Annotated in this window: 26 protein-coding genes; 6 read left to right on the forward strand and 20 right to left on the reverse strand. The window is 63.8% G+C overall.

Translation table 11 applies throughout. The annotated features are described in order from the left end of the window. Position 1 precedes the first annotated feature (1 nt). From IVB54_RS25585 to IVB54_RS25665, 17 genes are all read right to left on the reverse strand, one after another. Positions 2–661, reverse strand: coding sequence for an HAD family hydrolase (locus tag IVB54_RS25585; protein ID WP_018458628.1), 660 nt, complete (start codon positions 659–661; stop codon positions 2–4). Between the two features lie 67 nt (positions 662–728). Further along, positions 729–1,919, reverse strand: a complete 1,191-nt coding sequence (gene mmsB / locus IVB54_RS25590; protein WP_018458627.1) for a multiple monosaccharide ABC transporter permease — start codon at positions 1,917–1,919, stop codon at positions 729–731. Then, entirely contained in the window at positions 1,916–3,493 is a 1,578-nt protein-coding gene (gene mmsA / locus IVB54_RS25595) for a multiple monosaccharide ABC transporter ATP-binding protein (protein ID WP_018458626.1), read from the reverse strand. Before mmsA ends, mmsB begins: the two co-directional genes overlap by 4 nt. Positions 3,494–3,678: 185 nt before the next feature. Beyond that, positions 3,679–4,752: a multiple monosaccharide ABC transporter substrate-binding protein gene (gene chvE, locus IVB54_RS25600; protein WP_018458625.1), complete on the reverse strand. Its 1,074-nt coding sequence runs from the start codon at positions 4,750–4,752 to the stop codon at positions 3,679–3,681. 70 nt (positions 4,753–4,822) lie between these two features. Next, positions 4,823–5,701 carry an SMP-30/gluconolactonase/LRE family protein gene (locus tag IVB54_RS25605; protein ID WP_018458624.1) on the reverse strand — a complete coding sequence of 293 codons (879 nt, stop codon included), beginning with the start codon at positions 5,699–5,701 and terminating at the stop codon, positions 4,823–4,825. Beyond that, positions 5,701–6,777 carry an aldose epimerase family protein gene (locus IVB54_RS25610; protein WP_247776493.1) on the reverse strand — a complete coding sequence of 359 codons (1,077 nt, stop codon included), beginning with the start codon at positions 6,775–6,777 and terminating at the stop codon, positions 5,701–5,703. The genes IVB54_RS25605 and IVB54_RS25610 overlap by 1 nt, the downstream gene beginning before the upstream one ends. A gap of 2 nt (positions 6,778–6,779) precedes the next feature. Further along, positions 6,780–7,706 carry a Gfo/Idh/MocA family oxidoreductase gene (locus IVB54_RS25615; RefSeq protein ID WP_018458622.1) on the reverse strand — a complete coding sequence of 309 codons (927 nt, stop codon included), beginning with the start codon at positions 7,704–7,706 and terminating at the stop codon, positions 6,780–6,782. Beyond that, on the reverse strand, positions 7,703–8,482 hold the full coding sequence (locus tag IVB54_RS25620; RefSeq protein WP_018458621.1) for a FadR/GntR family transcriptional regulator: 780 nt from the start codon (positions 8,480–8,482) through the stop codon (positions 7,703–7,705). The genes IVB54_RS25615 and IVB54_RS25620 overlap by 4 nt, the downstream gene beginning before the upstream one ends. Beyond that, complete coding sequence (gene yjfF, locus IVB54_RS25625; RefSeq protein WP_247776494.1) at positions 8,479–9,459, reverse strand: galactofuranose ABC transporter, permease protein YjfF; 981 nt, start codon at positions 9,457–9,459, stop codon at positions 8,479–8,481. Before yjfF ends, IVB54_RS25620 begins: the two co-directional genes overlap by 4 nt. Beyond that, entirely contained in the window at positions 9,456–10,448 is a 993-nt protein-coding gene (locus tag IVB54_RS25630) for an ABC transporter permease (protein WP_018458619.1), read from the reverse strand. Before IVB54_RS25630 ends, yjfF begins: the two co-directional genes overlap by 4 nt. After that, positions 10,445–11,989 carry a sugar ABC transporter ATP-binding protein gene (locus tag IVB54_RS25635; RefSeq protein WP_018458618.1) on the reverse strand — a complete coding sequence of 515 codons (1,545 nt, stop codon included), beginning with the start codon at positions 11,987–11,989 and terminating at the stop codon, positions 10,445–10,447. Before IVB54_RS25635 ends, IVB54_RS25630 begins: the two co-directional genes overlap by 4 nt. Before the next feature lie 119 nt (positions 11,990–12,108). Continuing rightward, complete coding sequence (ytfQ, locus tag IVB54_RS25640; RefSeq protein ID WP_018458617.1) at positions 12,109–13,074, reverse strand: galactofuranose ABC transporter, galactofuranose-binding protein YtfQ; 966 nt, start codon at positions 13,072–13,074, stop codon at positions 12,109–12,111. 445 nt (positions 13,075–13,519) lie between these two features. After that, a complete protein-coding gene (locus IVB54_RS25645) occupies positions 13,520–14,692 on the reverse strand; it encodes a fumarylacetoacetate hydrolase family protein (RefSeq protein ID WP_026233621.1) in 1,173 nt (390 codons plus the stop codon). Positions 14,693–14,803: 111 nt separating this feature from the next. Further along, a complete protein-coding gene (locus tag IVB54_RS25650; protein ID WP_085352336.1) occupies positions 14,804–15,781 on the reverse strand; it encodes a HEAT repeat domain-containing protein in 978 nt (325 codons plus the stop codon). A 2-nt stretch (positions 15,782–15,783) separates the two neighbouring features. Further along, a complete protein-coding gene (locus IVB54_RS25655; RefSeq protein ID WP_007593252.1) occupies positions 15,784–16,017 on the reverse strand; it encodes a ferredoxin family protein in 234 nt (77 codons plus the stop codon). A gap of 28 nt (positions 16,018–16,045) precedes the next feature. After that, positions 16,046–17,788, reverse strand: coding sequence for a fumarate reductase/succinate dehydrogenase flavoprotein subunit (locus tag IVB54_RS25660; protein ID WP_026233620.1), 1,743 nt, complete (start codon positions 17,786–17,788; stop codon positions 16,046–16,048). A 104-nt stretch (positions 17,789–17,892) separates the two neighbouring features. Next, positions 17,893–18,666 (reverse strand): ferredoxin--NADP reductase, encoded by a 774-nt coding sequence (locus IVB54_RS25665; RefSeq protein WP_018458612.1) that lies wholly within the window; start codon positions 18,664–18,666, stop codon positions 17,893–17,895. A 209-nt stretch (positions 18,667–18,875) separates the two neighbouring features. On the opposite strand from IVB54_RS25665, the gene IVB54_RS25670 reads away from it, so the two are divergent. From IVB54_RS25670 to IVB54_RS25690, 5 genes are all read left to right on the forward strand, one after another. Continuing rightward, positions 18,876–19,172: a gamma-butyrobetaine hydroxylase-like domain-containing protein gene (locus tag IVB54_RS25670; RefSeq protein ID WP_018458611.1), complete on the forward strand. Its 297-nt coding sequence runs from the start codon at positions 18,876–18,878 to the stop codon at positions 19,170–19,172. Between the two features lie 195 nt (positions 19,173–19,367). Next, entirely contained in the window at positions 19,368–20,144 is a 777-nt protein-coding gene (locus IVB54_RS25675) for a Crp/Fnr family transcriptional regulator (protein WP_198293387.1), read from the forward strand. Positions 20,145–20,325: 181 nt separating this feature from the next. Beyond that, the gene (locus IVB54_RS25680) at positions 20,326–21,747 is read left to right on the forward strand and encodes an ABC transporter substrate-binding protein (protein WP_018458609.1); all 1,422 of its coding nucleotides are present in this window, start codon (positions 20,326–20,328) and stop codon (positions 21,745–21,747) included. Positions 21,748–21,815: 68 nt separating this feature from the next. After that, positions 21,816–22,652, forward strand: coding sequence for an ABC transporter permease (locus IVB54_RS25685; protein ID WP_039800458.1), 837 nt, complete (start codon positions 21,816–21,818; stop codon positions 22,650–22,652). Continuing rightward, the gene (locus tag IVB54_RS25690; protein WP_026233618.1) at positions 22,649–23,521 is read left to right on the forward strand and encodes an ABC transporter ATP-binding protein; all 873 of its coding nucleotides are present in this window, start codon (positions 22,649–22,651) and stop codon (positions 23,519–23,521) included. The genes IVB54_RS25685 and IVB54_RS25690 overlap by 4 nt, the downstream gene beginning before the upstream one ends. A 74-nt stretch (positions 23,522–23,595) precedes the next feature. On the opposite strand, the gene IVB54_RS25695 is transcribed toward IVB54_RS25690, so the two are convergent. Further along, positions 23,596–24,654: a putative sulfate exporter family transporter gene (locus IVB54_RS25695; protein WP_247776495.1), complete on the reverse strand. Its 1,059-nt coding sequence runs from the start codon at positions 24,652–24,654 to the stop codon at positions 23,596–23,598. A gap of 149 nt (positions 24,655–24,803) precedes the next feature. After that, a complete protein-coding gene (locus tag IVB54_RS25700; protein ID WP_007593267.1) occupies positions 24,804–25,022 on the reverse strand; it encodes a hypothetical protein in 219 nt (72 codons plus the stop codon). A gap of 201 nt (positions 25,023–25,223) precedes the next feature. Here IVB54_RS25700 and IVB54_RS25705 point away from each other — a divergent pair, with 201 nt between their 5' ends. After that, complete coding sequence (locus IVB54_RS25705; RefSeq protein WP_018458605.1) at positions 25,224–25,859, forward strand: DsbA family protein; 636 nt, start codon at positions 25,224–25,226, stop codon at positions 25,857–25,859. Between the two features lie 9 nt (positions 25,860–25,868). On the opposite strand, the gene ald is transcribed toward IVB54_RS25705, so the two are convergent. Beyond that, a complete protein-coding gene (ald, locus tag IVB54_RS25710) occupies positions 25,869–26,984 on the reverse strand; it encodes an alanine dehydrogenase (protein WP_018458604.1) in 1,116 nt (371 codons plus the stop codon). Between the last annotated feature and the right edge of the window lie 8 nt (positions 26,985–26,992).

The following is a 26,992-nucleotide window of genomic DNA, read 5'->3' on the forward strand; positions in this document are numbered from 1 at the left end:
GTCAGTCATCCTTCCAGAAATCGATCATGCGCGCGAAGACCCGGTCGGCCCCCGCACCCGACAATATAGCCTGCCCGTCGCGTCCGCGATAATGGCTGCCGCCGGCAAATCCCCAGACCGTCATGCCGGCCGCCTTGCCCGCCTGCACGCCGCTCGCACTATCCTCGATCACCAGCGTGCGCGCAGGTTTCGCGCCCATCTGCTCGGCCGCGTAGAGAAAGAGATCGGGCGCCGGCTTGCCGTGCCTGACCATCTGCGCGGTGTAGATCCGGTCGCCGAAATGCGCCCGCAGGCCGGTGACGTCAAGGGAGAGCGCGACACGGTCGATGTCGCTGGAGGAAGCCACGCAGAATGGTGCCCGCAGGCCCGACAAGATCATATCGACATCAGAAACCGGATGAAGCGCCTTTTCGAACGCCATCAACACGCGCGACTTCAGCCGGGACGGAAAATCGACCGGCATTGCGTGGCCGAGCTCGCGATAATGCCGAGTAATTGCGCTCGTGCTTCGTCCAAGGAACAGCTCCAGCGCTTGTGCAAGTGTCAGCGATATCCCGGATTCGGACAGCTCGTCCGACAGGCATTGACAGCTCAACAGCTCGCTGTCGACGAGCACACCGTCGCAATCGAAGATAATGAGATCGAACTGACCAGGATCCATCCGGCCATTCGATCATATGCTCACCTGTTGAGCAATAGCTCACTGAAGCCGATCGTAGTCGGCGGCCTCATCTCCGCTGATTATAAACGTCGATGCACACCGCCCCGAGCAGGACCAGGCCCTTGATGACCTGCTGATAGTCGATGCCGATGCCGAGGATGGACATGCCGTTGTTCATCACGCCCATGATCATGGCGCCGACCACGGCGCCACCGACGCGGCCGACACCGCCATAGGCCGAGGCGCCGCCGATGAAGCAGGCCGCGATGACGTCGAGCTCGAAGCCGAGGCCCGCCTTCGGCGTTGCTGTGTTGAGGCGCGCGGCGAAAACGAGGCCGGCGAGCGCAGCGAGCACGCCCATGTTGACGAAGGTGAGGAAGGTCAACCGTTCCGTCTTGATGCCCGACAGGCTTGCCGCTTTCGCATTGCCGCCAACCGCGTAGACCTGCCGACCGATGACGGTGCGGCGGGTGACGAAACCGTACAGCGCGATCAGCGCGGTCATGATGACCAGCACGTTCGGCAGACCGCGATGCGAGGCGATCAGATAGGTGAAATAGAGCACAGCGCAAGCCAGGAGAATGCTCTTGCCGAGGAAGAACGCGTAAGGCTCGACCTCGATGCCGTGCAGCTGCTCGCGCGAGCGCCCCTTGGAGCTGGCGTAGACGAGGCCGAGCGCGAGCACCGCACCGACCAGCATCGACGTCGGATGCAGCGTGCCGGCCTCGGGCAGCATCTCCGGAATGAAGCCGGAGGACAGCTTCTGGAAGGTGGCCGGGAACGGTCCTAGTGACTGGCCTTGCAATACCGCAAGCGCGAGGCCCTTGAACACCAGCATGCCGGCCAGCGTCACGATGAAGGACGGTATCTTGAAATAGGCCACCCAATAGCCCTGCGCGGCGCCGATTGCCGCGCCCAGCAGCAGGCAGGCGATAAAGGCGAGCGTGTAGTCGACCTTGTAGGTCACCATGAGCACGGCAGCCACCGCGCCGACGAAGCCCGCGACCGAGCCGACCGAGAGGTCGATATGGCCGGTGACGATGACGAGCAGCATGCCGAGCGCCATGATAACGATGTAGCTGTTCTGGAGCACCAGATTGGTCAGGTTGAGCGGCTGCAGTAGCGTGCCGCCAGTCATGACCTGAAAGAACAGCATGATCGCGATCAGCGACATCAGCATGCCGTAATTGCGCAGATTGTTCTTGATGAAGCTGCCGTGCCGACCCTCCTCGGGCAGCGAAACCGTCTTGTCGGTCATGGCTGTGATCCTCCCATCTCCGCACCCGCAAGGGCGCTGCTTCCATAATTTCTGTCGTTGCGCATGATGGCGCGCATGATCTTTTCCTGCGTCGCATCACGTCCCTTGAACTCGCCGACGAAGGCGCCGTCGTTCATGACACAGATGCGGTCGCAGATGCCGAGTAGCTCGGGCATCTCCGAGGAGATCACCACCACGCCACGGCCGGCTTCTGCAAGCTCGTTGATGATACAGTAGATCTCGTATTTGGCACCGACGTCGATGCCCCGGGTCGGCTCGTCCAGGATCAAGACCTTGGGGTCGGTCATCAGCCATTTCGACAGCACGACCTTTTGCTGGTTGCCGCCGGAGAGCTGGCTGGTCTCCTGATAGACGTCGGAGCAGCGGATGCGCATCCGGTTGCGGTAGTCGCTGGCGACCTTCAGCTCGGCGATGTCGTCGATGACGTGGCGAGGAGCGACCTGGTCGAGGCTTGCGAGCGTGATGTTCTTGCGGACGTCGTCGGCGAGGATCAGTCCCAGCTGCTTGCGGTCCTCCGTGACATAGGCAAGGCCGGCGTCGATCGCGGCCGCCACGTTGGGCAGCACGATCTCATGATCCTCGAGCCGGATGCGACCGCTGATCGTGGTGCCCCACGACCGGCCAAACAGGCTCATGGCGAATTCGGTGCGGCCGGCGCCCATCAATCCGGCAATACCGACGACTTCGCCGCGCTTCACGCTGAAATCGACGTTCTTGATCACCTGCCGCTCGGGATGGATGGGATGGTAGACCGACCAGCTCTCGACGGTGAGAACGGGCTCGCCGATCTTTGCGCTGCGCTCCGGAAAGCGGTGGGCGAGATCGCGGTTGACCATGCTGCGGATGATGCGGTCTTCCTGGATCGGCTCGGCGTGGCAATCGATGCTGTCGACGGTGCGGCCGTCGCGCAGCACCGTGATGTGGTCAGCGACCTTGGCGACCTCGTTGAGCTTGTGCGAGATCAGGATCGAGCCGATACCCTGCGCGCGGAACGCCATCAGCCGCTCCAGCAGTGCGGCGCTGTCGGCCTCGTTGAGGCTCGCGGTCGGCTCGTCCAGGATCAGCATCCGCACCCGCTTGGACAGCGCCTTGGCGATCTCGACCAGCTGTTGCTTGCCGACGCCGAGATCGGTGATCAGCGTATCCGGCGATTCCTTGAGGCCGACCTGCGCGAGCAGGTCGCGCGTGCGCCGATACACCTCGTCGCGGTCGATGACGCCAAGCTTTGACGGCGGATGCGACAGGAAGATGTTTTCGGCAATCGACATCAGCGGGATCAGCGCGAGCTCCTGATGAATGATGATGATGCCGAGCGCCTCGGAATCGTTGATGTCGCGGAAGCGGCGCTCCTCGCCATCGAAGATGATGGTGCCCTCGTAGCTGCCGGCCGGGTAGACGCCGCTGAGGACCTTCATCAGCGTGGACTTGCCGGCACCGTTCTCGCCGACGAGGGCGTGGATCTGCCCGGCTTCAACCGAGAAGTTGACATCACGCAGCGCCTGCACACCGGAAAAGCTCTTGCTGACGTTACGCATCTCCAGCATTGCGGTCATGATTTCACGTCCCTCAATCAGTGTTAGATCACCTCTCCCCGCTCGCGGCGAGAGGTCGGATCGCATCGTTCGATGCGATCCGGTGAGGGGGAGTCTCCGCGAGACGCACTGCTTCCTTCCTCGCGGAGGCTTCCCCTCACCCTAACCCTCTCCCCGCAAGCGGGGAGAGGGAAAAGAAAAGAAGCCTACTGGAACTGCGACTTCTTGTAGTAGCCGCTGTCGACCAGGACCTTCTCCCAATTGTCCTTGTAGACCACGACCGGCTTGAGCAGATAGGACGGCACGGTCTTGGCGCCGTTCTCGTAGGTCTTGGTGTCGTTCACGGTGACCTGCTTGCCGGCAAGCGCAGCGTCGACCATGTCGGCGGTCACCTTGGCGAGATCGCGGGTGTCCTTGAAGATGGTCGAATACTGGTCGCCGCGCAGCATCGCCTTGATCGAGGGCACCTCGGCATCCTGGCCCGAGATGATAGGCATCGGCTGGCCGGCGCTGCCATAACCGACGCCCTTCAGTGAGGAGATGATGCCGATCGACAGGCCGTCATACGGCGACAGCACCGCGTTGACCTTCTTGTTGCCGTAGTAGGCACTGAGCAGATTGTCCATGCGGGCCTGCGCGGTGGCGCCGTCCCAGCGCAAGGTCGCGACCTTATCCATGCCCGTCTGGCCGGAGACGACGACGAGCTTGCCGCTGTCGATGTACGGCTTCAGCACGCTCATCGCGCCGTTGTAGAAGAAGTAGGCGTTGTTGTCGTCGGGCGAGCCGCCGAACAGCTCGATGTTGAACGGGCCCTTGCCGTCCTTAAGACCGAGGCCCTGCACGATCGATTCGGCCTGGAGCACGCCAACCTGGAAATTGTCGAAGGTGGCGTAATAGTCGACGTTCGGCGTGCCGCGGATCAGGCGGTCATAGGCGATCACGGTGATGCCTTTTGCTTTCGCCTGCTTGAGCACGTCGGAGAGCGTGGTGCCGTCGATCGCGGCGATTACCAGCGCTTTCGCGCCTTTGGTCACCATGTTCTCGACCTGCGAGAGCTGGTTCGGAATGTCGTCCTCGGCATATTGCAGGTCGGTGTTGTAGCCGCGCTCCTTCAGCACCTTCACCATATTGTTGCCATCGTCGATCCAGCGCGCCGACGATTTGGTCGGCATGGCGATGCCGACTGTTGCTTTGTCCTGGGCCGAGGCGGTGACGCCCGCGGCCATCGTCGCAGCGCCGGCCAGCGCCAGCGCGAGGAAGGTGGTCTTCAGTTTCAACATGTTTCACTCCCTTGGATGTCAGACTGTTTTTTCGTGTCGTCGAGAAATTTGGTGTGCGGCTTCTAGCCTCCTATGCGAGCTTGACGTCAGGCTCCGCGCGACCGCGCGCGGTGGCCTCCAACAGGAAGGTGTAGCCGGCTTGCGGATCGGCGGCACGCGCCGCCGCATCCATGTCCTGCCAGGCCGAGGTGACGAGGAGACGCGACAGACCAGGACCGACAAAAGCGGGGCAGCTCGCCTGCTTTGCCGGCACGCTCAGCGAACGCAGGCGTTCGCCTTGCGGAGAGTAGACGTCGATGCGGCTCGCGCCCCAGCACGCGTTCCAAATCTGCCCGTCGGCATCGCACACCGAACCGTCGAGGCCGCCAACGCCGGTGTGGCGCAGCAGCACCTCCGGCTCGCCGCGCGGCAGGCCGGTGACGGGATTGAGCGGCACCGCGTAGAGCACCGCGCGCGCCGTGTCGGCGAAGTAGCCCGTGGCGCCATCGGGCGAGAAGCAGATCGAGTTGGGAATGCTGATGCGCGGAAACAGCATCGATATCTCGCCGTGATGGAACGCGTAGATCGCGCCTGCCCCTGCTTCCGCCTTCCGGCCCATAGTGCCGATCCAGAACGTGCCGGAGGGATGCACGCGGGCATCGTTGGAGCGGGTCGCGGGATTGTCGGCTTCAAGCGGACAGAGCAGCCTCATCGCGCCGTCGGCAATTTTGCGGATATAGAGGCCGTCTTCCGCGACGATCAACTGCCTTTCGGCATCGATCCGCCCAAGCGCGCTCGCCATCCGGCCCAGCGCATGAACGCGAATGCTGCCGCTGCCGAGCTGCGCCTCGAACAGTCGCCCCTCCCGGATATCGAACCACCAGGCGGTGTCCGTGGTCACGTCATAGGTCGGCCCCTCGCCGAGATGGCAAGGATCGTCCGAAAGAACCGAGGTCGGCACCTGTTCCATCAGGACGTCCTCACCGCAAAGCGATAGACCGTATGATGGCGATAGACCTCGCCGGGCGCTAGGCGCGGGCTCGGGAAATCCGGCCGGTTCGGTGCGTCCGGCCAGATATGCGGCTCCAGGCACATCGCGTCCGACTGCCGGTAGAGCTTGCCGCCCTTGCCCGAAATCGTGCCGTCGAGATAATTGCCCGAATAGACCTGCAGACCGGGCTGATCGGTGAACAGCTCCATGATGCGCCCCGAGCGCGGCGCCTCCAGTCGCGCCGCGAGACTGAGCTTACCGTCGCGCGCGAGACAGTAGGTATGGTCGTAGCCCCTGCCGTTGCGCAATTGCTGGTCGCTCTCGCGGACGCGCTCGCCGATCGGCCGAGGCTCCCGGAAATCGAACGGCGTGCCGGCAACGCTGCGCGGCGGCTCCGGCAACGGAATGGCCGTGGGGTCGATCGCGAGGAAATGCCCGGCCGCGACCGTCAGCTTGTGATCGAGTATGGGCGTGCCTGATGTCGCGCCCTCCAGATTGAAGAAGCTGTGGTTGGTCAGGTTGACGATGGTCGGCCGGTCGGTCCGCGCCTCCATGATCAGGGATAGCTCAGCCGGGCCGGTAACACGATAGGTCAGGCGCACATCGAGCCGACCGGGATAGTTTTCCTCGCCATGCGAGCTCGTGTAGGTCAGCGTGACCGCGGGCTCGGCGCCATCGTCGACCTCCGCAATGTCCCAGAGCTTGCGGTCGAAGCCGTCGAGGCCGCCATGCAGCGCATTCGGACCGTTGTTGACGGGAAGCTGCACCGTCTCGCCGTCCAGCGAAAATTGTCCGTTGGCGATGCGATTGGCGTAGCGGCCGACGGTGGCGCCGAAGAACTTTCGTTCGGCGAGATAGCCGGCAAACCCATCATGGCCGAGCACGACGTCGTCGTGGCCGCCCTTGCCGTCCGGCGCGATCAAGGCCTGCAAGACTGCACCATGGGTGATGATGCGCGCCTCGAACCCGCCCTCGCCGCGCAGCACGATGCGGTCCACCTTGCGGCCGTCCGGCAGCGTTCCGAACACGTCTCTTTCTGCTTTCGATCCAGCCATGATCAACCCACAAACGGTTCGACGATCGTGCGCCTGCCGAGCAGGAAGGCGTCCGCGACGAGACGAAGCGGCGCCAAATCGACGTCGCTCGCGCCTGTCGCGGCGAGCGCGACGAAGTGCCGGTAAAGCTCCCGATATTCCTCATCGGGCGCCTCGGCAACGGTCTTGCCGTCGATCGCCATGATCCGGCCGCCGCGTGATAGCGTCATCCGGCCCTGGTCGGTTTCGACGAGGATATCCCAGCTCTGCGGCCCGGTCTGGCGGAAGTCGAACTCGGCGGTCACAGGTAGGCCGTCGATGTCGGTCAGCGTCAGCTTCGCGGCGATCGGCGCCTGGCAATTGGCGGGGAAGGCGAGCTCGGCCGCGTTGACGAACACGGGCTTCGGCAGGATCCTGGTCAGGATCGACAGCGCATTGATGCCGGGATCGAACACCCCGAGCCCGCCCGGCTCCCAGATCCATGCCTGCCCGGGATGCCAGACGCGGACGTCCTCTTTCCAGTTGACGTGCACGGAACGGATGCGGCGCGCGGCGAGCCACTCGCGCGCCGGCTCGACTGCCGGCGCATGGCGCGAATGCCAGGTCGCAAACAGCGTTCGCTTGGTCTCACCCGCCATCGCGATCAGCGGATCGAGCTCGGCAACGCCGGCGCCGGGCGGCTTCTCCAGCATGACGTGCTTGCCGGCCCTCAGCGCTGCGACCGCCTGGGCGCGGCGCACTTGAGGCGGCGTGCAGAGCGACACCGCGTCGATCGGCGGACCTTTTTCCAGCAGCTCCTCGATGGTCGCGAAATGCGGCAGATCCGGCAACGAGGCATTGCGGCTGGCGACGGCGGCCAGCGTCGCGCCGGGAACCGCTGCAATGGCGCCGACATGCTGGTCGCGCGCGATCTTGCCGAAGCCGACGATGGCGATGCGAAGTTCAGTCACGATGTTTCTCCAGCTTCCGCGGACGGCAGCGCTTCGGCCGGTACAGTCTCGATCACTGTACCCTCGTGGCGGCGCATGCCGTTGTGAATGACGTAGACCATCGCCTCCGACGCAGTCGTGGCATCACCGGCGGCGATGGCATCGACGATCTTCTGATGCCAGAGCAGAACGGTGTCGCGGTCCTCCGGTTCGACCGGTGCGCTGAGCAGGAATGAGGCGCGCAACGCAGCCTCGATGACGTGCCCGATCGAGCGCATGAACAGATTTCCGGAGGCGCGCGCTACGGCGACGTGGAGCGCGAGGTCGGCATCGGCGAAGCCAACGGAGTCGGAGGCTTCAAGTCGCATCCGCTCCATGCAGCGCCGAAGCTCGGATAGATCCTGCTCCGACCGCTGCGCCGCCGCCAACATCGCCGCGCGCGGCTCGACCGCGAGGCGGATCTCGGCCAGGTCGTTGAGGAAACGCTTGTCGATCCCGGCGTCCAGGTGCCAGGCCAGCACGTCGGCGTCGAACATATTCCAGGCGACGCGTTCGCGCACGACGGTGCCGACGCGGGCCTTGGTGGTGAGCAGGCCCTTGGCGACCAGCGTCTTGACGCTCTCCCGTAGTACCGGCCGCGACACCCCGAACATCGCGATCATTTCGGCATCGCCAGGCAGGCGCGTTCCCTCCGCGTAGCGACCGGCGATGATGTCAACGCCGATCGAGCGGGCCACCTCCGCGTGATTGGAGTGCGCCCGGCGCGTCGGGATGACGAGGATGCGCGAGGTGGTCATGAGACTGCTCCCAGGCGCTTTGCCACGGGTCGGCGCGCGAGCGCGACCAACCCCTGTTGCAAGGCGATGAAGGCGAACAGCAGCACGCCGGTCGCGATCTTGGTCCACCAGCTCGACAGTGTTCCGTCGAAATTGATATAGGTCTGAATCATGCCCTGGATCAGCACGCCCAGGAAGGTGCCGATCACCGAGCCCTGCCCGCCCGTGAGCAGCGTGCCGCCGATCACGACGGCCGCGATGCTGTCAAGCTCGACGCCGACGGCGGACAGCGAATAGCCGGCGCTGGTGTAGAAGGAGAAGACGATGCCGGCGATGCCGGCGAGCAGGCTCGACAGCATGTAGATCTTCACCGTCATCTTGCCGACGGCGACCCCCATCAGGCTAGCGGTCGCCCGGCTGCCGCCGAGCGCATAGACATTGGCGCCGAACCGGGTGAGCTGCAGCAGCAATGCGCCGCCGATCACGATCGCAAGCATGATGATCGCGACCGCCGTCAGCCGTCCACCGCCGGGTAGTCGCAGTGCGAAGTCCGACACGGTGGAATAGACAGGTGCTGTGATCGGCACCGATTCCGTCGAGAGCAGGAAGCTGGCACCCCGGGCCAAGAACATGCCGGCGAGCGTCACGATGAAAGGCGGCAAATCGAAGACATGGATCACCGCGCCCATCGCCGCTCCGAAGGCGGCCGAGAGCGCGAGAATGGCGACGAAGGCGACCAGGGGCGGCATTCCCCAGCGCTCGATCGCCAGCGCGACGAACACCGTGGTGAAGCCGATTACCGAGCCGACGGAGAGATCGATGCCACCGGAAATGATGACGAAGGTCATACCGGTCGCGACGATGCCGAGGAAGGCATTGTCGGTCAGGAGATTGCCGACCACGCGAGTGGAAGCGATGTTGGGAAACTGCATCGCGCAGAGCGCAAATCCCGCGACGAGCACGACCGCGGTAATGAGGACGGGCGGCAGGTCTTTCATGCCTTGGTCCTCCGCAGCCGCGTCACGACGCCGGCAAAGCCGGACAGCTTCGGCGATTGCAGCAGCAGCACGGCGAGCACCACCACCGCCTTGACCAGCAAATTGAACTCCGGCGGATAGCCCGACAGCAGAATGCCGGTGTTCATGGTCTGGATGATCAGCGCGCCAAGTACGGCCAGCACGAGACTGAAGCGGCCGCCGAACAGCGAGGTGCCGCCGATCACCACCGCGAGGATGGCGTCGAGCTCGAGCCAGAGGCCGGCATTGTTGGCATCCGCCCCCATGATGTCGGCCGCCGCGATGACGCCGGCAAGCGCAGCGCAAACGCCGCACCAGACATAGACCGCCAAAATCATCGCGCGCGTGCCGACGCCGGCGAGTTCGCTTGCCCGCGCATTGCCGCCCGTGGCCTCGATCAGCAATCCGAGTGCCGAGCCGCGCACCACCGCGCCGGTGAGGATCAGCATGCCCAGCGCAATCGCGACCGGCACCGGCACGCCGAGGATGGAGCCGTTGCCGAGCCAGACCAGATCGGGCGAGGAGAAGGTCACGATGCGGCCCTCGGTAATGAGCTGGGCGATGCCGCGCCCCGCAACCATCAGGATAAGGGTCGCCACGATCGGCTGCATGCCGAGCACCGCGACGAGAAATCCGTTCCACAACCCGCAGATCAGGCCGGTGCCGAGCGCAGCCGCCAGCACCACGACCAGACTGTGGTTGTCGGCGAGGCTCGCCGCGATCGCGCCCGAGATCGCCATCACAGCGCCAACTGACAGATCGATGCCGCGCGTCGCGATCACCAGGACCATGCCGAGCGAGAGCAGCGCCACCGGCGTGCCGCGGTTGAGCACGTCGATCAGGCTGCCGAACAGCCGGCCGTCCTGGAGGCGCAGATCGAAGAATTGCGGCGATACCACGCGATCGACCGCCAGGATGACGATCAACGCGAGGATCTGGGCAAGGCCGCGGCGCGGCAACAGCGCGGTCATGCCCTGCCCTCATGCGCGACACTGGCCCCATCGGCGGCGATCGCGGCGAGAATGCTGCCGACGTCGATGGCCTCGCCGGCGAGCTCCTCGACATGAGCGCGGTCGCGCAGCACCACCACGCGGTCGGAATAGGTCACGATCTCGTCGAGCTCGGAGGAAATCACGAGCAGCGCAAGTCCGTCGTCGCAGAGCTCGCGTATCAGGCGGATGATCTCGGCATGCGCGCCGACGTCGATGCCGCGGGTCGGCTCGTCCAGCACGAGCAGCCGTGGCGAGGTCGCAAGCCACCGTGCCAGCAGGACCTTCTGCTGATTGCCGCCGGACAGCAGGCCAACGGGACGCTCCGGATCGGGCGGGCGAACGTCGAGCATCTTGACGTAACGGCTTGCGATCTCGTCCTGCTCGCGTCGCGACAGCGGCCGATGTAGACCGCGCTTGGCCTGGAGCGCGAGCACGATGTTCTCGCGCACGGTGAGCTCGGCGACGATGCCGTCGGTCTTGCGCTCCTCAGGGCAATAGCCAAAGCCGTGGCGCACGCCGTCGCGCGGCGAGTGAAGCCGGACAGGCGCGCCTTCCACCCTCGCCTGCCCGCCATCGGCGCGCTCGGCGCCGAACACCAGCCGCGCCGTCTCGGTCCGGCCCGAACCGAGCAGGCCGGCGAGGCCGACGACCTCGCCATGGCGCAGCTGGAGATTGAACGGCGCGACATAGCCTGATTTGCCATAATTCTCGAAGCTTGCGCAGACTTCGCGGGCCTGATGGTCGCGCGTCGCGGCCCGCGCGCTGGTGGTCTCGGCCAGTTCGCGGCCGAGCATCATCCGGATCAGCTCGAGCCGCGACAGCGACGCGGTCTCGCGCTCGCCGACAAGGCGACCATTTCGCAAAACGGTGATTCGATCGGAGATCTCGTAGACCTGGTCGAGGAAATGGCTGACGAAGACGATGCCAATGCCGCGCTTGGCAAGCTGACGCATGATGCGAAAGAGGATCTCGACCTCATGGCGGTCGAGGCTCGCGGTCGGCTCGTCCAGGATCAGCACGCGCGCGGAGAGATCGACGGCGCGCGCGATCGCGGTGACATGCTGGATCGCCACCGAGTAATTGCCAAGCGGCGCTGATACGTCGATGTCGAGACCGAAATCCGCGAGCAGCGACTTCGCGCGCCGTCGCATCTCGCCCTCGAGCACGACGCCGAAGCGCGTCGGCTGCCGGTCCAGGAACAGGTTCTGCGCCACCGAGAGATTCGGCAGCAAATTGACTTCCTGGTAGACCGTCGCAATGCCGGCCTGAACCGCCGCCTTGGCCGAGCGCGGCGCGACCTCTTCGCCGCCCAGTCTGACGATGCCGGCATCGCGCGGAAATACGCCCGTCACGACCTTGATCAGCGTGGACTTGCCCGCGCCGTTCTCACCAAGCAGCGCATGGATCTCGCCGGCGCGAAGCGTGAAGTCGACCTCCTGCAACGCACGCACGGCGCCAAAGCTCTTGCTGATCCCACGCACCTCCAGCAGGGAAGCAGCGGAATCCTGGCTGTTCTCCATGACATTCACTCCCAAGGGCGCCCGCTGACAATGCGGACACGGAGCCTGTTCGTTCGCGCAGCGGTTTCGAGCGGGATCGCCGGACTGCCGAAGCACGGCCGTCCGGCGACACTCTCGCCTCAGTAACCGAGGCCCTTCTTGCTGTCGTAGATCTTCTGCGGATCATCGGTGGCGGTGTAGAGCTTGGATTCCGTCTGGATCCATTTCGGCGGAACGGTACCCTTGTCCTTGAAGGCCGCGATGGCATCGAGAGCGGGGCCTGCCATGTTCGGCGTCAGCTCGACCGTGGCATTGGCTTCGCCGGCGACCATCGCCTTGAAGATGTCGGGGACTGCATCGATCGAGACGGTGAGAATCTCCTTGCCCGGCTTGAGCCCAGCTTCCTTCATCGCCTGGATCGCGCCGACCATCATGTCGTCGTTGTGCGCATAGACCGCGCAGATCGACTTGCCGCCACCTTCGGCCTTGATGAAGCTTTCCATCACTTCCTTGCCCTTGGCGCGGGTGAAGTCGCCGGTCTGGCTGCGCACCACTTTCAGGTTCGCATGCTTGGCGATAGCGGTGTCAAACCCCTTCTTGCGGTTGGCGGCGACGCTCGCGCCGACCGTGCCCTGCAATTCGACGATGTTGCAGGCCTTGGCGCCGACGGTCTTCGCCAGCCAGTCACCCGCGACCTCGCCTTCGTGAACGCTGTCGGAGGTCACGGCGGTGAGATAGAGCTCCTTGCCGGAGGGATCGATGTCGCGGTCGAGCAGCACGACCGGGATCTTGGCCTCCTTGGCTTCCTTCAGCACCGAGTCCCAGCCGGTTGAGACGACGGGCGCGAGGAAGATCGCATCGACATTCTGCGCGATGAAGGAGCGGATCGCCTTGATCTGGTTCTCCTGCTTCTGCTGCGCGTCGGCGATCTTGAGATTGACCTTGCGCTTGGTGGCCTCCTGCTTGGAGACCGAGGTCTCGGCCGCGCGCCAGCCGGATTCCGATCCGATCTGCGAGAAGCCAATGGTGAGCTCGGCGGCATTCGCCGGCAGCGCGAGCAGCAACGCGGCCGTCGCGCTGGCCGCAAAGAGGGCTTTGACGATCATCAGGCGTGTCTCCCAAAATGTTATCCGGGGGCGCCGATTGGTAGCATCGCACCCACAGGCCGACCTTTGAGGTGGCGGGAGGGACTATTTCACGGAAGTTTGGTTCCGACTAGTCATATTATTTGACTATTGAGGGGGAAAGCGCGCGCGAGCGGATGAGCGACTTCTATGTCACGCGCAGCGCGATTTTATTCCACGGATGCAACGCGGAGATGAACGAAATGATGCGGCAGTTGGGGCGAAGACACTGTCTAGGAGGATGGTGAAAGGCGAACCCGCAACCCCTCCCCCCATCACCGCGAGCGCAGCGAAGCAATCCTGAGTCTTTCCGGGGAGGGATTCTGGATTGCTTCGCTGCGCTCGCAATGACGGTGGGGAGAGAGTTTCTGCGTCGATCGAGGCAAAGCGACTCGTGGAGAGTCCCCCACATCCGGCGTGCAGTGAGCTAGATCAGCTTGCGCTGCGCGAGATTCTTCATCAGCGCGCCGATGCCGAACGTCCAGGGCTCGCATTCGTCGCTGGCCCGCATGCGGTTGACGAGTTTGCCGAGCTGGGGCGCCGAGATCGTGACGATGTCGTCGCGTTTGTGGGTGAACCCCTGTCCCGGCGCGTCGCGATCCTTAACCGGCGCGAACATGGTCCCGAGGAACAGCACGAAGCCATCGGGATATTGGTGCACCTTGCCGATGGTCTGCTCGACCAGATCGGTCGGATCGCGGCTGATCATGCTGATCGAGGAATGGCCGTCGAGGACGAAACCGTCCTGCCCCTTGACGTTCAGGCTGATGTCGAGCTTGCGGGCGTCGTCGAGGGTAAAGCTGTCGTCGAACAGGCGCAGCAGCGGGCCGATGGAGCACGAGGCGTTGTTGTCTTTGGCCTTCGACAACAGCAGTGCCGAACGGCCCTCGAAGTCGCGCAGATTGACGTCGTTGCCGAGGGCGCCACCGACGATCGTGCCGCGGCTCGAGACGAACAGCACCAGCTCCGGCTCGGGGTTGTTCCAGGTCGACTTCGGATGCAGCCCCGCATCCATGCCGGTGCCGACCGACGACAAGGTCGGCGCCTTGGTGAAGACCTCGGCATCGGGGCCAATGCCGACCTCGAGATATTGGCTCCAGGCGTTCTGGTCGATCAGCACCTGCTTCAGGTGCATCGCCTTGTCCGAGCCCGGCTTGAGCTTCGACAGATCGTCGCCGATCAGCCGGGTCACTTCCTTCCGGATCGCTTCGGCCGAGGCCGGATTGCCCTTTGCCCGCTCCTCGATCACGCGCTCCAGCATCGAGATGGCAAAGGTGACGCCGGCCGCCTTCAGCGTCTGGAGATCGACGGGCGCAAGCAACCACGGTTTTTTCGGATCGCGCTGATCGGGAGGCGTGTTGGCGACGATGGCCTCGAGATCGCCGATGCGCTCGCCCTTGGTCGCGGCAAGCGCCTTCGCCGGATTGTCTTCCTCGCAGAGTGCGCTGACGGTCGGGAATTTTGCGGTGACGTCGAACACACCATCGCCGCGCACGGCGACCACGGCCGGGCCATTCGCCTGCGGCAGCCAGACGCGGCCGACGAGCGTTCCCCGCGTGCCGTCCTCGGGAAGAAGGTCCTTTACCGTCAATGTCGTCATGGGCGTATCCTCGCTCTTTTCGGATCGGCCTCGCTCGCGGAGGCCTATCACATTGGCGAAGACCAATAAACGTCTGGGACGGGAAGTCCAGCGCGGCAGCCCGCCGCGCTTCTATGCCCCCGCCCGCGCTTTTCGGGCCGCAATCTGCTGAAGCGCCCAGCGCGCGTTCTTGCGCACCTCGGGATCGGGATCGTCGGCGATGACGGCAAGGAACGCTTCGCCGTCGTGGTGGGCGATCTCGCCAAGCGCAGCCGCCGCCTCTTTCCGCAGATTGGCCTGCTCATGGTTCACGCAGTTGCCGATCGGGCGCACCGCGCGCTCGATTTTCATCCGGCCAAGGCTGCGGATTGCCTTCAGCCGCACCTGCCAGAACTCGTCACTGAGCGAAGCGATGAGCTGGTCGGCGGCAATCGATCCGTTGACGTTGAGGCCCAGCGTTTCCGCGGCCATCTCCCGCACCATCCAGTCCGAATCCTTCAACGCGCGCGTGATCATCTCGGCCGCGGGCTTCATCTGCGAGAAGGCGAGCGCGCTGACGGCGGCACGGCGCACATGCGCGTCGGGATCGTTGATCAGCGCGGTCAGCGCCGGAATTGATTCCTCCAGCTTGAGGAACCCGATCACGCCGATCGCCTGCACCCGCACGGCGGCATCGGAATCCTGGAGCGCTTCCAGCGCCGGTTTCAGTGTGTCCTTGCAGCGCAGCTCCTTCAGCGCACGCAACGCGCCCATGCGGACGAAGGCGTGGGCATGCTTGACCAGCGGCAGGATGATCTCGGCGCAAGCCGGATCCTTGAACTCCGCCATGCTGTCGGCCGCGGCGGACGCAACGATTCGTTCAGGATCGACGAGCAGCTTCACCAGCGCAGCCGCGGCCTCCGGCCCGTCGAACTCGCCGAGCGCCATCGCGACCTGCTGGCGGACGCCGGCATCAGGATCGGCGACCATTTTGGCGAGATGGCCGACGGCGGCGGGATCGCCGGAATGGCCGAGCGCGATGATCGCGACGCGGCGCTCCCCTGGATCGGCAGCCTGGAGCCGCTCGTCGGCGTCTTCGAGATCGTCGTAGGATTCGAACGGGCTCGACATGGCTACCTCAGGAGATAAGGAATGTTGACGGTGACGGCGCCGGTCGGGCAATCCGCCTCGCAGGGCATGCAGTACCAGCATTCGTCATAGGCCATGTAGGCCTTGTTGGTCATATCGCTGATACGCAGTACGTCGAGCGGACAGACGTCGACGCACACCGTGCAGCCCTTGTCCGCGATGCATTTGGCGTCATCGACGACCACCGGAACCGATGTCTGATAGGAAGCGAGAGGCATCGTATGTCTCCTGTATTTGTGCGGCGGGTCAGGCTGTCGCGCGGATGCGCTGCTTGTCGTAGAGATCCTTCTCATCGTCGGCGATCGGTACGATATAGGGCTCCACGGCACGCTTCTCGCTGGTCATCTTGCCATCCTGCTTGCTGAGCAACGTGTGGCAGAACCAGTTCTCGTTGTCCTTCTCCGGGAAATCCGTCCGCCAGTGATAGAGGCCCCAACGGCTTTCTTCGCGGTAGAGCGAGGCATGCACAGCCATGTCCGCGCAATCCATGATCGACTGGACTTCGAGCGCGCGGAGCAGTTCGTGCGCATTGCGCGCGATCATGCGCTCCTGCATGTCTTCCCTCGCTTCAGCGAGCCGGCGCATGCCGAGCTCGTATTTGCGCGTGACTTTCGGCGGCTGGAGATAGTCATTGACGAGACGCCGCGTCTTGTACTCGATCTGGTTCGGCGGAATACCGTCCTCGCGTTTGGTCGGCGCCATGACGCGGTCACGTTCGCGGGCGACCTCAGCCGCGTCGAATTCCGCGAAGTCGTGATTGTCCGCAAACTCCATCGCGTCGACGCCGGCGACCGAACCGTTGGTGAAGGCGCCGAGCATGTAGTTGTGCGGCACGCTCGCCATGTCGCCGGCGGCATAGAGGCCCGGGACGGTGGTGCGCGCGTTGTCGTCGACGAACACGCCCGACGCGCTGTGACCGGAGCAGAAGCCGATCTCGGAGATGTGCATCTCGATCGACTCGCTGCGGTAGTCGACCCCGCGCCCCTGCTGGAACAGGCCGCGCGTGGGACGTTCGACCTTGTGCAGCGTCGATTCGATCTCCGAGATGGTGTCGGGGTGAAGATGCTTGAGCTGGAGAAACACCGGGCCCTTCCCGGACAACAGCTCGTTGTAGAACTCCAGCATCATCTGGCCGGACCAGTAATCGCATTCGATGAAGCGCGATCCCTCGTTGTTGGCGGTGAAGGCGCCGAAGGGACCGGCGACGTAGGCGCAGGCCGGGCCGTTATAGTCCTTGATTAGCGGATTGATCTGATAGCATTCGAGGTTCGCCAGTGCTGCACCGGCGTGATAGGCCATGGAATAGCCGTCGCCGGAATTGGCCGCGTTCTCGTAGGTGCCGAACATGTAGCCCGAGGTCGGCAGGCCGAGACGGCCGGCGGCGCCCATGCACAGGATGACGGCCTTGGCCTTGATCACCAGCATCTCGGCGGTGCGGGTGTTGACGCTGATCGCGCCGGCGATGCGGCCATCGGCGGATTTGAGCAGCCGCGTCGCCATATAGCGGTTGGAGATCAGGATGCGGGCACGCCGGAGCTGGCGATACAGCGCCTTCTTCACGGTCTCGCCGTTCGGCATCGGCAGCACGTAGGTGCCGATGTGGTGCACCTTCTTGACGGCGTAGTCGCCGTTCTCGTTCTTCAGGAAGCGGATGCCGAAACTGTCGAGTTCCTCGATGATCGAGTAGCAGTTCTGCGCGTATTTGTAGACCGCCTTCTGATCGACGATGCCGTCATTGGCGATGGTGATTTCCTTGGTGTACTGCTCCGGCGTCGCGTAGCCGGGAATGACGGCATTGTTTAAGCCGTCCATGCCCATCGAGATCGCTCCGGAGCGCTTGACGTTCGCCTTTTCGAGCAGGACGACGTTGGCCTTCGGATTCTTCAGCTTCGCCTTCAACGCCGCCATCGGGCCGGCAGTGCCGCCGCCGATAACGAGCACGTCGCAGGAAACCTCCGAAAGTCCGTCGACGATCTGATCTAGTGACATCGCTTGCTCCTGGTCCGCCGGCAGATCCGGCGCCTTTGCATCAGATTTGTTCAGCAGGCGTCCCGGCGATAGCAATTAGTTGTCGCCGGGCTGCGATTTGCGCCTCAGCGCTCGACAAAGGCCTTTTCGATCACGAAATGGCCGGGCCGGCTGTGATTGCCCTCGACAAAGCCGCGCGCAGAAAGCATCGCGGGAAGTTCCTCCAACATCGCCGGGCTGCCGCACAGCATGATGCGGTCGGTCTCGATGTCGAGTCCCGACTGCCCGATATCGTCGAAGAGCTGGTTCGACGCGATCAGGTCGGAGATGCGGCCGCGATTCCTGAACGGCTCGCGGGTGACGGTCGGGTAGTAGACGAGCTTGTCACGGATAAGCGGCCCGAAGAACTCGTGATCTCGCAGGCCTTCCACGAGGTGCTCGCCATAGGAGAGCTCGGAGACCTGGCGGCAGCCATGGGCGAGCACGATGGTTTCATAATTCTCGTAGACGTCGGGGTCCTTGATCAGGCTGGCGAACGGCGCGAGTCCCGTTCCGGTCGAGAGCAGCAACAGGCGTTTGCCGGGAATGAGATTGCCCGTGATCAGCGTGCCCGTGGCCTTGCGGCCGACCAGGATGACGTCTCCCTCCCTGATCTTCTGAAGGCGTGAGGTCAGCGGACCGTCCTGTACCTTGATCGAGAAGAACTCGAGCGCCTCCTCGTGATTGGCGCTCGCCATGCTGTAGGCCCGCAGCAACGGCTTGCCCTCGACTTCCAACCCGATCATCGCGAACTGGCCGTTCTGGAAGCGGAAGCCCGGATCGCGCGTCGCGGTGAAGCTGAACAGGCTATCGGTCCAGTGCCTGACCGACAGGACCGTTTCCCTCTGAAATGCACTCATTGTCTCTCCTGATCTCGATTGCGCACAAGGTTTCGGAGAGACAGGAATCCGGCAACGCCGAACTGAAATTGCCGGTCGATTAGTTTCACATTTCGTGGGCGATGATCGAACAGCAGGCAGCGACGATCAGCGCCGCGCACCCTGCGCCTGGCAATTAGTTGCTATCGCGGCAGTGCTGCGGCAAGGTAGAGAAGGGTCGGAGACACGTCATGACCTTGGTGGGACCGACCGTGGCAGATTACGAAGCAAGCGCCGACCTCGCGACGCTCCGCGTCCGCACCGCTCAGGACGACACGCTGGACTTGGCGGCGGAAACGCTCCGCCTCTCCTGCAAATGCGCCCACTGCACCCGCGCCCGCTTCGACGGCCGCTTTCCCGAGCGGTTTCCAGGCATCGCGATCACCGAGATCGGCGATCTCGGTTACGGGCTGAACATCTCGTTTTCGGATGGGCACAATCGGGGGATTTACCCGAAGCCGTATTTGCTGAGCCTGGTGGGGCGGTAGACGCCACAGGTCGTCTTCCAAGCTTCGCTGTCATTCCCCGCGAAGGTGGGAATCCAGTACGCCGCGGCTTCTCGATAGCCCATTGACGTCTCTGGAATACTGGATCGCCCGGTCAAGCCGGGCGATGACAGCGGAGTGAATCTGGCACGGACATTGCTCCTCTTTAGAACGGTTTGAACGTTCCGGAGGCAGATGATGTTGCAGGCGGCGGCCAATGTGGTTCGCGGGACGGTTCCCGCAACGGTCCGGCCTACCGGCGGTTCCTCGCTGCTGCTCACCGAGAACCAGCAATGGATCGGCGGACCGCCGCCCTTGATGGACAAGCTCAGCCAGCGCGAGCGGGAGCTGGTGCTGAAGCAGGGCCGCCGAAAAGTGCTCAACCGTGGCCAGACGCTGTTCAGCCAGGGTGGCAAGCATGACGGTATCTGGCTGATCGAGAGCGGCCGGATCCGGGTGTTCTACACCTCTCCGCTCGGCCGCGAGATCACGCTGGCCTATTGGCATGTCGGCAATTTCGTCGGCGGGCCGGAAGTGTTCGAAGGCACCGTGCATCAATGGTCCGGCGTTGCATCCAGCAATTGCAGCGTGGTGCATCTGCCCGGAAAGGAGCTACGATCCCTTGCGGTCGAGATCCCGAACCTCGCGATCGGCCTGATCGAAGGCCTGACCTTCAAGGGCAAGTGCTATTCGGCGCTGGCCCAGATGTTGGGAACGCGCTCGATCACACAGCGCCTTGCGCATCTGTTGCTGCATCTCGTCGACCTCTATGGCGTCGATGACGCCGACGGCCGGGTGATCGCGGCCGCCTTCACCCATGCCGATATCGCCCACATGGTCGGTGCCACCAGGCAATGGGTCACGATCAGCCTGAAGCGCATGCAGGAAAAGGGAATCGTGCTGACCAAGCGCTCGCAGATCGTGGTCTGCCGGTCCGACGTGCTGGAAGAAATGCGAGGGCAGGCGGCCGACTGACCGAGCTTGCGACCAGGGCCGGTGCCCATGCAAGCGGCTTAATAGTGCAGGACTGCCCAAGGAGTATGCAATCAACTTTTCCCGGCAACTAATCGACTGTGGCGCTCATTCCGGATTTGCCCTGCCCACGCCCTCACCCAATCATGGCAACCACAGCACATCCAACCGAATGAGGATGAGAATGGTCCGCCATCTTCCCACGCTCTCGATCGCGATGTCGGTGACGTCGCTGGCGCTTCTCCTCGCGCAGCCGGCCGCGGCGGAAACCGTCACGCTGGGCATCGGAACGCAGGACACCACGACCAACACGGTGACCGCCGGCGTCGTCATCCGCCAGCTCCATCTCCTCGAAAAATATCTGCCGAAGGACGGCAAATACGCCAACATCAAGTTCGAGCTGGAGTGGCAGAACTTCACCTCCGGCCCGCCCGTCACCAACGCGATGATGGCCAACAAGCTGCAGATCGGCATGATGGGCGACTATCCGCTGATCGTGAACGGCTTCACTTTCGACAGCAATCCCGAGAGCAAGAGCCGGCTGATCGGTATCGCCGCCTACAGCCTGTCGGGCTCCGGCAACGGCATCGTCGTTCACAAGGATTCGCCCTACTACGATCTCGCCGATCTCAAGGGCAAGCTCGTGAGCGTGCCGTTCGGCTCTGCCGCGCACGGCATGGTGTTGAAGGCGATGCAGGACCGCGGCTATGCATCTGATTTCTTCCAGCTGGTCAGCCAAAGCCCGGAGGTCGGCTCGACCAATCTCCAGGAGAAGAAGATCGACGCGCATGCCGACTTCGTTCCGTTCGCCGAGTTGCTGCCGTTCCGCGGTTTCGCGCGAAAGATCTTTGACGGCGTCGAGACCAATCTCCCGACTTTCCACGGCATCGTCGTGCGAACCGATTTCGCCGAGAAATACCCGGAAGTCGTCGTCGCCTACTTCAAGGCGGTGATCGCCGCCAATCAATGGCTGCGGGACGATCCCAAGCTCGCCGCCGAGAAGATCCAGGAATGGACCGGCATCAGCAAGGAGGTCGTCTACATCTTCCTCGGCCCCAGCGGCAACATGACCACCGATCCCTCGATCAAGCCGGCGCTGATCGACGCCGCCGCGGCTGACGTCAAGGTGCTGCAGAACCTCGGCCGGATGAAGGAGTTCGAGCCGAAGAAATGGGTCGACGACAGCTACATCCGTAAAGCTTATTCCGAGATGAAGCTCGACTACGACGCGCAGCTTGCGAGCACCAAGAATTACGAGATCTCCGGCGACGATTCCTTCTGCAAGAAGCCGATCGCCGATCCGCGCAAGGCCGGCGAGGTCTGGGTCGACGATTCAGGCATCGTGCCCTTCTCGTCAGCCAGCTGCACGCTCGGCGCCTATGCCGACTACAAGGCCAAGGGCAGGAAGATCAACGTCGCCTACGTCTTCGATACCACCCGCGGCATCAAGCTGTTCGCAGACCAGGCTTTCTTCGCGGTCGGCAATGGTGAGGTTGCGCCGTTCCTGCTGAAGAAGGACGCCGAAGCCTATGCCGCCAAGATCAGCGGCAAGGTGCTCGGCTTCGACGACGCGGTGAAGGCGGCGGTCGGCGGGGGCAAGACGTGAGCAGTCCCGCCCTCCTCAGACATTCCGAGGACAGCATGCCGGCAAGTGCAATCGCGGAGGCAAGCGCCATGCCCGCCTCCACGCCACCCGCGTCTCCACCCTCCTTCGGCACGCTCGCACTGCGCTGGTACCGGCTCAACCGGGGCGGGCTGCGCGCGACCGCGATCGGCATCATCTCGCTGCTCGCCTTCCTGCTGGTCTGGCATCTGCTGACAACCTATCGCGTCGTGTTTTTCGTGCGCTTCACCAACGTGCCCTCGCCGCTCGCGGTCTATGCGAGCTTCACCAAGGCGATCCACGATCCAAAATTCCTGCTGCACGTCCTCTTGAGCTGCCGCCGCATCTTCTTCGGTTTCTCGCTCGCGGCGATCGTCGCGGTGCCGCTCGGCCTGATCATGGGCCGCTTCAAGCCCGTCCACGAGATCATCTTTCCCGTGGCGGAGGTGCTGCGGCCGATCCCGGCGATCGCCTGGGTGCCGATGGCGATCATGCTGTGGCCGACCAACGAGCAGAGCATCGTCTACATCACGTTCCTCGGATCGTTCTTCCCGATCCTGGTCAACACGCTGCACGGCATGTCGCTGGTCGATCCCGTGCTGGTGCGTGCCGCGCAATGTCTCGGCGCGCGGGAGCGCTCGATCTTCCGCGATGTGTATTTTCCGGCCTCGCTCCCGCACATCTTCACCGGCCTCACCGTCGGCATGGGCGTGGCCTGGGTGTCGCTGATCGCTGCCGAGATGATCTCCGGACAGTACGGCATCGGCTATTTCACCTGGGAGGCCTATTCGCTGGTCCAGTATGCCGACATCGCGCTCGGCATGATCGCGATCGGCGTGCTTGGCCTCGGATCGAGCATGTTGATCCGAGGCGCCGGACAATTGGTGATGCCGTGGAGGTCAAGATGAGTGAGATCGTTGTCAAGGCACCGCAGGGCCATATCGAGGTCAAGAACTTCTCCCTCAGCTACGACAGCATCGAGGGGCCGGTCGAAGCCGTCGCCGATACGCAGATTCATGTGAAGCCTGGCGAGTTCGTCTCGATCGTCGGGCCCTCCGGCTGCGGAAAGTCGACGCTGCTCAACGCGGTTGCCGGCTTCCTCAAGCCGACCACGGGCATCGTCACCGTCGACGGCGAGAAGGTGAACGGCCCCAGCGCGGAGCGCGGCATGGTGTTTCAGCAATATTCGCTGTTTCCCTGGAAGACCGTGCGGGAGAACGTCGAGTTCGGCCTGAAGATGCGCGGCATGCCGCGCTCGCAGCGCGAGCGCGCCGCCCGCACGCTGCTGGGACTCGCGGGCCTCGAAGCCTTCGAAAAGCATTACCCCGAGAAACTCTCAGGTGGCATGAAGCAGCGCGTTGGCATCGTCCGCGCGCTCGCGACGGGACCCAAAGTGTTGCTGCTCGACGAACCCTTCGGCGCGCTCGACGCGCAGACCCGGGTCATCATGCAGCAGATCCTCACCAACATGTGGCAGCGGCTGAAGATCTCGGTGCTATTCGTCACCCACGACATCGACGAGGCGATCTTCCTGTCCGACCGTGTCTACTGCATGACCGCACGCCCCGGCTCGATCAAGGCGGAGATTCCGATCCCGCTGGAGCGGCCGCGGCAGCAGTCGATGATGATGTCGTCGGAATTCCTGGCATTGCGCCGCGGACTGATGTCGCTGATCCGCGAGGAGAGCATCAAGGCGATGGGCGGCGAGCTCAACGACATGGGCATGCAGGGGCTGAACATCGAGCTGCACGGGCATTCGCTCGCGGATGTGATTTAGGGATCTTCGACTTGCGCGCTGACTTCCTTCTCCCCTTGTGGGAGAAGGAAGTGGAGTATGCGCAGCAGCTTGCCTTACTTGAACCAGTGCACCAGCGCGATGCTAATGCCGAGCAGCAGCAGTAGCGACAAGGTCACGGCCGCCGTCACCCGTCCCCCGACATTGGCAAGCACCTTCACATCGACGCCGAGGCCAAGCGCGGCCATCGATACCACCGTGAGAAAACCCGTGATCCGCGTGATCGGGGCAATCACCGTGGACGGCACGATCTCGAGCGAGCGCAAGGTCGCCAGCGCAAGGAAGCCGAGGATGAACCACGGGACCAGGCGGAAGAAGCCGACATTGGCCTTCTTGGCATCGCTGTGCCAGCGCGACGCCGTCAGCGAGAGGCCGACGACCACCGGCCCGAGCATCAGCACGCGCATCAGCTTGACGAGCGTGCCGATCTGCGTCGAGACGAGTCCCGCCGGCACCGTCGCAGCCAGCACCTGCGGCACGGCATAGACAGTGAGGCCTGCAAGGATGCCGTATTGCGTAGCCGATAGCTGCAGCAGCGGAATCAGCAGCGGCAGCCCGAGCACCATCATCACGCCGAGGATCGCGGTGAAGGAGATGGAGGATGCGATCTCGTCATTGTTGGCGCCGATGATCGGCGCCACCGCTGCAATCGCCGAATTGCCGCAGATCGAGTTTCCGCAGGCGATCAGGATCGAGAGCCGCGTCGAGAGACCAAGCAGCCGGCTGATGCCGAAGGAAACGCAGAGCGCGACCACAACGACGGCCGCGATCGAGGCCAACAGCGCGACGCCGGACGCCGCGATAGCAGCGAAGCTGATCGAGGCCCCCAGCAGCATGACGGCGACTTCGAGCAGCTGCTTGGCGCTGAAGGCGATGCCGGACTGCCAGCGCGGCGCGGGCTTCCAAAAGCTGCGCACAGCCATGCCGAGCAAGATCGCCATCACCAGCGCCTCGACATAGGGATGTTGGAAGATGCCCAATTCCGCCCGTTCGAGCAGGGCCGAAACGCCGGCCACGGCGATGCAGAGGAGGATCCCGGGAATCAGCGCGACGATGCGGCTGATGGCCGTGGTCCGCTTGGCGTCGGCCGGGCTGGATGCTTGATTCTGCGACACAAATCTCTCCCCAAGGAGAAGGATTTATACGCAGCGCCATCCGATTGGGGAATAAGTTTTCGACATATCAGGGCCGAGGGAAGTTCTATCCTCAATCCGGAATAATCTGGCTCGGAAGATCAGGCGCCCGTTGGAAGATCAGGCGCGCCTTAGAAGATCAGGCTCTTGGCCAGCGAGGCGACGCGGCTGAAGCCGTCATAGACGCCGGGCTCGAAGAAGGCCGCGCGCGCCAGCACGATACCGGCGACCAGCGACCAGAACAGCCCGGTGCCGACCCGCAGCAGCAGCTTTGACCCGCGCGAGCGCGGCTGGGTGTCCGTTGCGGACACCAATTGCTCGCCGAAAGGTTCAAACCTGGTGCGTTCCATGGCAGTCAATCCATCAATTTCTCACGGAAATGTCGTCGTTTCGGCCCCAAACAGCAATGGAAGCGATTGGCTTTTTTGCCTCCCGAAGAGGAAACTCCTTCCGCCGGACGGACCCGGGGCAATAGTTTTCTTCTTCCGGCCTATTTGAGCACCGGCGCCACGGCGAGCAGGTAGCGCCGCGCGTATGAAAGGAATCTGCCAATGCCAAACCCCCGCGTGCGCGTCTACACCGACTACAAGAGCTCCTACGCGTTCGTGGCCAACAAGCGCCTATTCGAACTGCAGGAGACGCACGGCGTCGAGCTCGAATGGCTGCCCTATACGCTGCGCGTTGCCGAATTCATGGGGACCGTGGAAGAGCGCACGCCGCATTTCTGGCGCAAGGTGCGCTACGCCTATATGGACGCCCGGCGCTATGCCAATGCGCAAGGGCTCGTCATGAAAGGGCCTAGGCGGATCTACGACGCGTTCTATTCCAGCGTCGGCATGCTGTTCGCCCAACAGCACCGCTTCTTCCGTCCGTATCACGACACGGTGTTTCGTCGGTTCTGGAGGCATGAGCTCGAGATCGACGATCTCGCCGCAATCACGGACGTCATCACGTCCTGCGGTGGCTCGGCCAGCGAGTTCGAAGCCTACGTCCATGGCCCCGCACGCGCCGAGCATGACCGCATCATCGACGAGGCCGAAGTGCTCGGCGTGTTCGGCGTGCCGACCATGGTGTTCAACGGCGAGCTGTTTTGGGGCGGCGACCGCATCGACATGTTGATCGAACGCATCGAGAAGCCCGGGACGATCGAGGCAGCTCTCGGCAGCCGCCATCGCAAGCCGGCATGAGCAGCAACGCTACGCCGCTAGCCCGCTCTCCACCGGAGCAAACTCCAGCCCGAGGCTCTCCGCCACCGCCTTGTTGGTGATACGGCCGCGATGCACATTCAGCCCGTTGCGCAGGTGTGGATTTTCCAAGATCGCAGCAAAACCCTTGTTCGCGAGCATCAAGCCGAACGGCAGCGTCGCGTTGTTCAGCGCCTGGCTCGACGTCACCGGCACCGCGCCGGGCATATTGGCCACGCAATAATGCACGATGCCGTCGACAAGATAGGTCGGATCGGCATGCGTGGTCGGGTGCGAGGTCTCGAAGCAGCCGCCCTGATCGATCGCGACGTCGACCAGCACGGCGCCTGGGCGCATCGATGTCAGCATCGCACGCGTGACGAGCTTGGGCGCACTCGCGCCCGGCACCAGTACCGCGCCGATCACGACGTCGGCGGCGAACACCTCCTCCTCGACCGACTCGATGGTGGAGAAGCGGGTGCGCACGCGTCCGACAAAGAGATCATCAAGCTCCCGCAACCTTGGAATGGAGCGGTCGATCACGGTGACTTCGGCGCCAAGGCCCGCGGCCATGCGCGCGGCTTGCGTTCCCACCACGCCGCCGCCGAGCACGACGACCCGCGCCGGCTGCACGCCAGGGACACCGCCCAGCAGCAGCCCGCGACCGCCAGCGGAGCGCTTGAGCGCGGCGCCGGCGGCCTCGATAGCGAGGCGGCCGGCGACTTCGCTCATCGGCGCAAGCAGGGGGAGGTGACCGGCCGCGTCGGTGACGGTTTCATAGGCGATCGCAGTACAGCCGGAGGCGAGCAAACCCCTGGCCTGTTCGGGATCCGGCGCAAGATGAAGGTAAGTAAACAGGATCTGGCCTTCGCGGAGCTGGGGCCACTCGCTTGTCTGCGGCTCCTTCACCTTCACGATCATGTCGGACTTCGCGAAGATGTCGCGCGCGCTCTCGGCAATGGTGGCCCCTGCCCGCCGGTAGTCTTCGTCGGAGGCGCCGATGCCGCCGCCCGCACCGGTCTCGACCGTCACCTCGTGCCCCGCGGCGACATATTCGCGGACCGCACCCGGGGTGAGCCCGACGCGATATTCCTGCACTTTGATTTCCTTGGGCACACCGACGCGCATCCCGGGCC

The sequence above is a fragment of the Bradyrhizobium sp. CW1 genome, from assembly GCF_023100665.1.
Classification (GTDB): Bacteria; Pseudomonadota; Alphaproteobacteria; order Rhizobiales; family Xanthobacteraceae; genus Bradyrhizobium; species Bradyrhizobium canariense_D.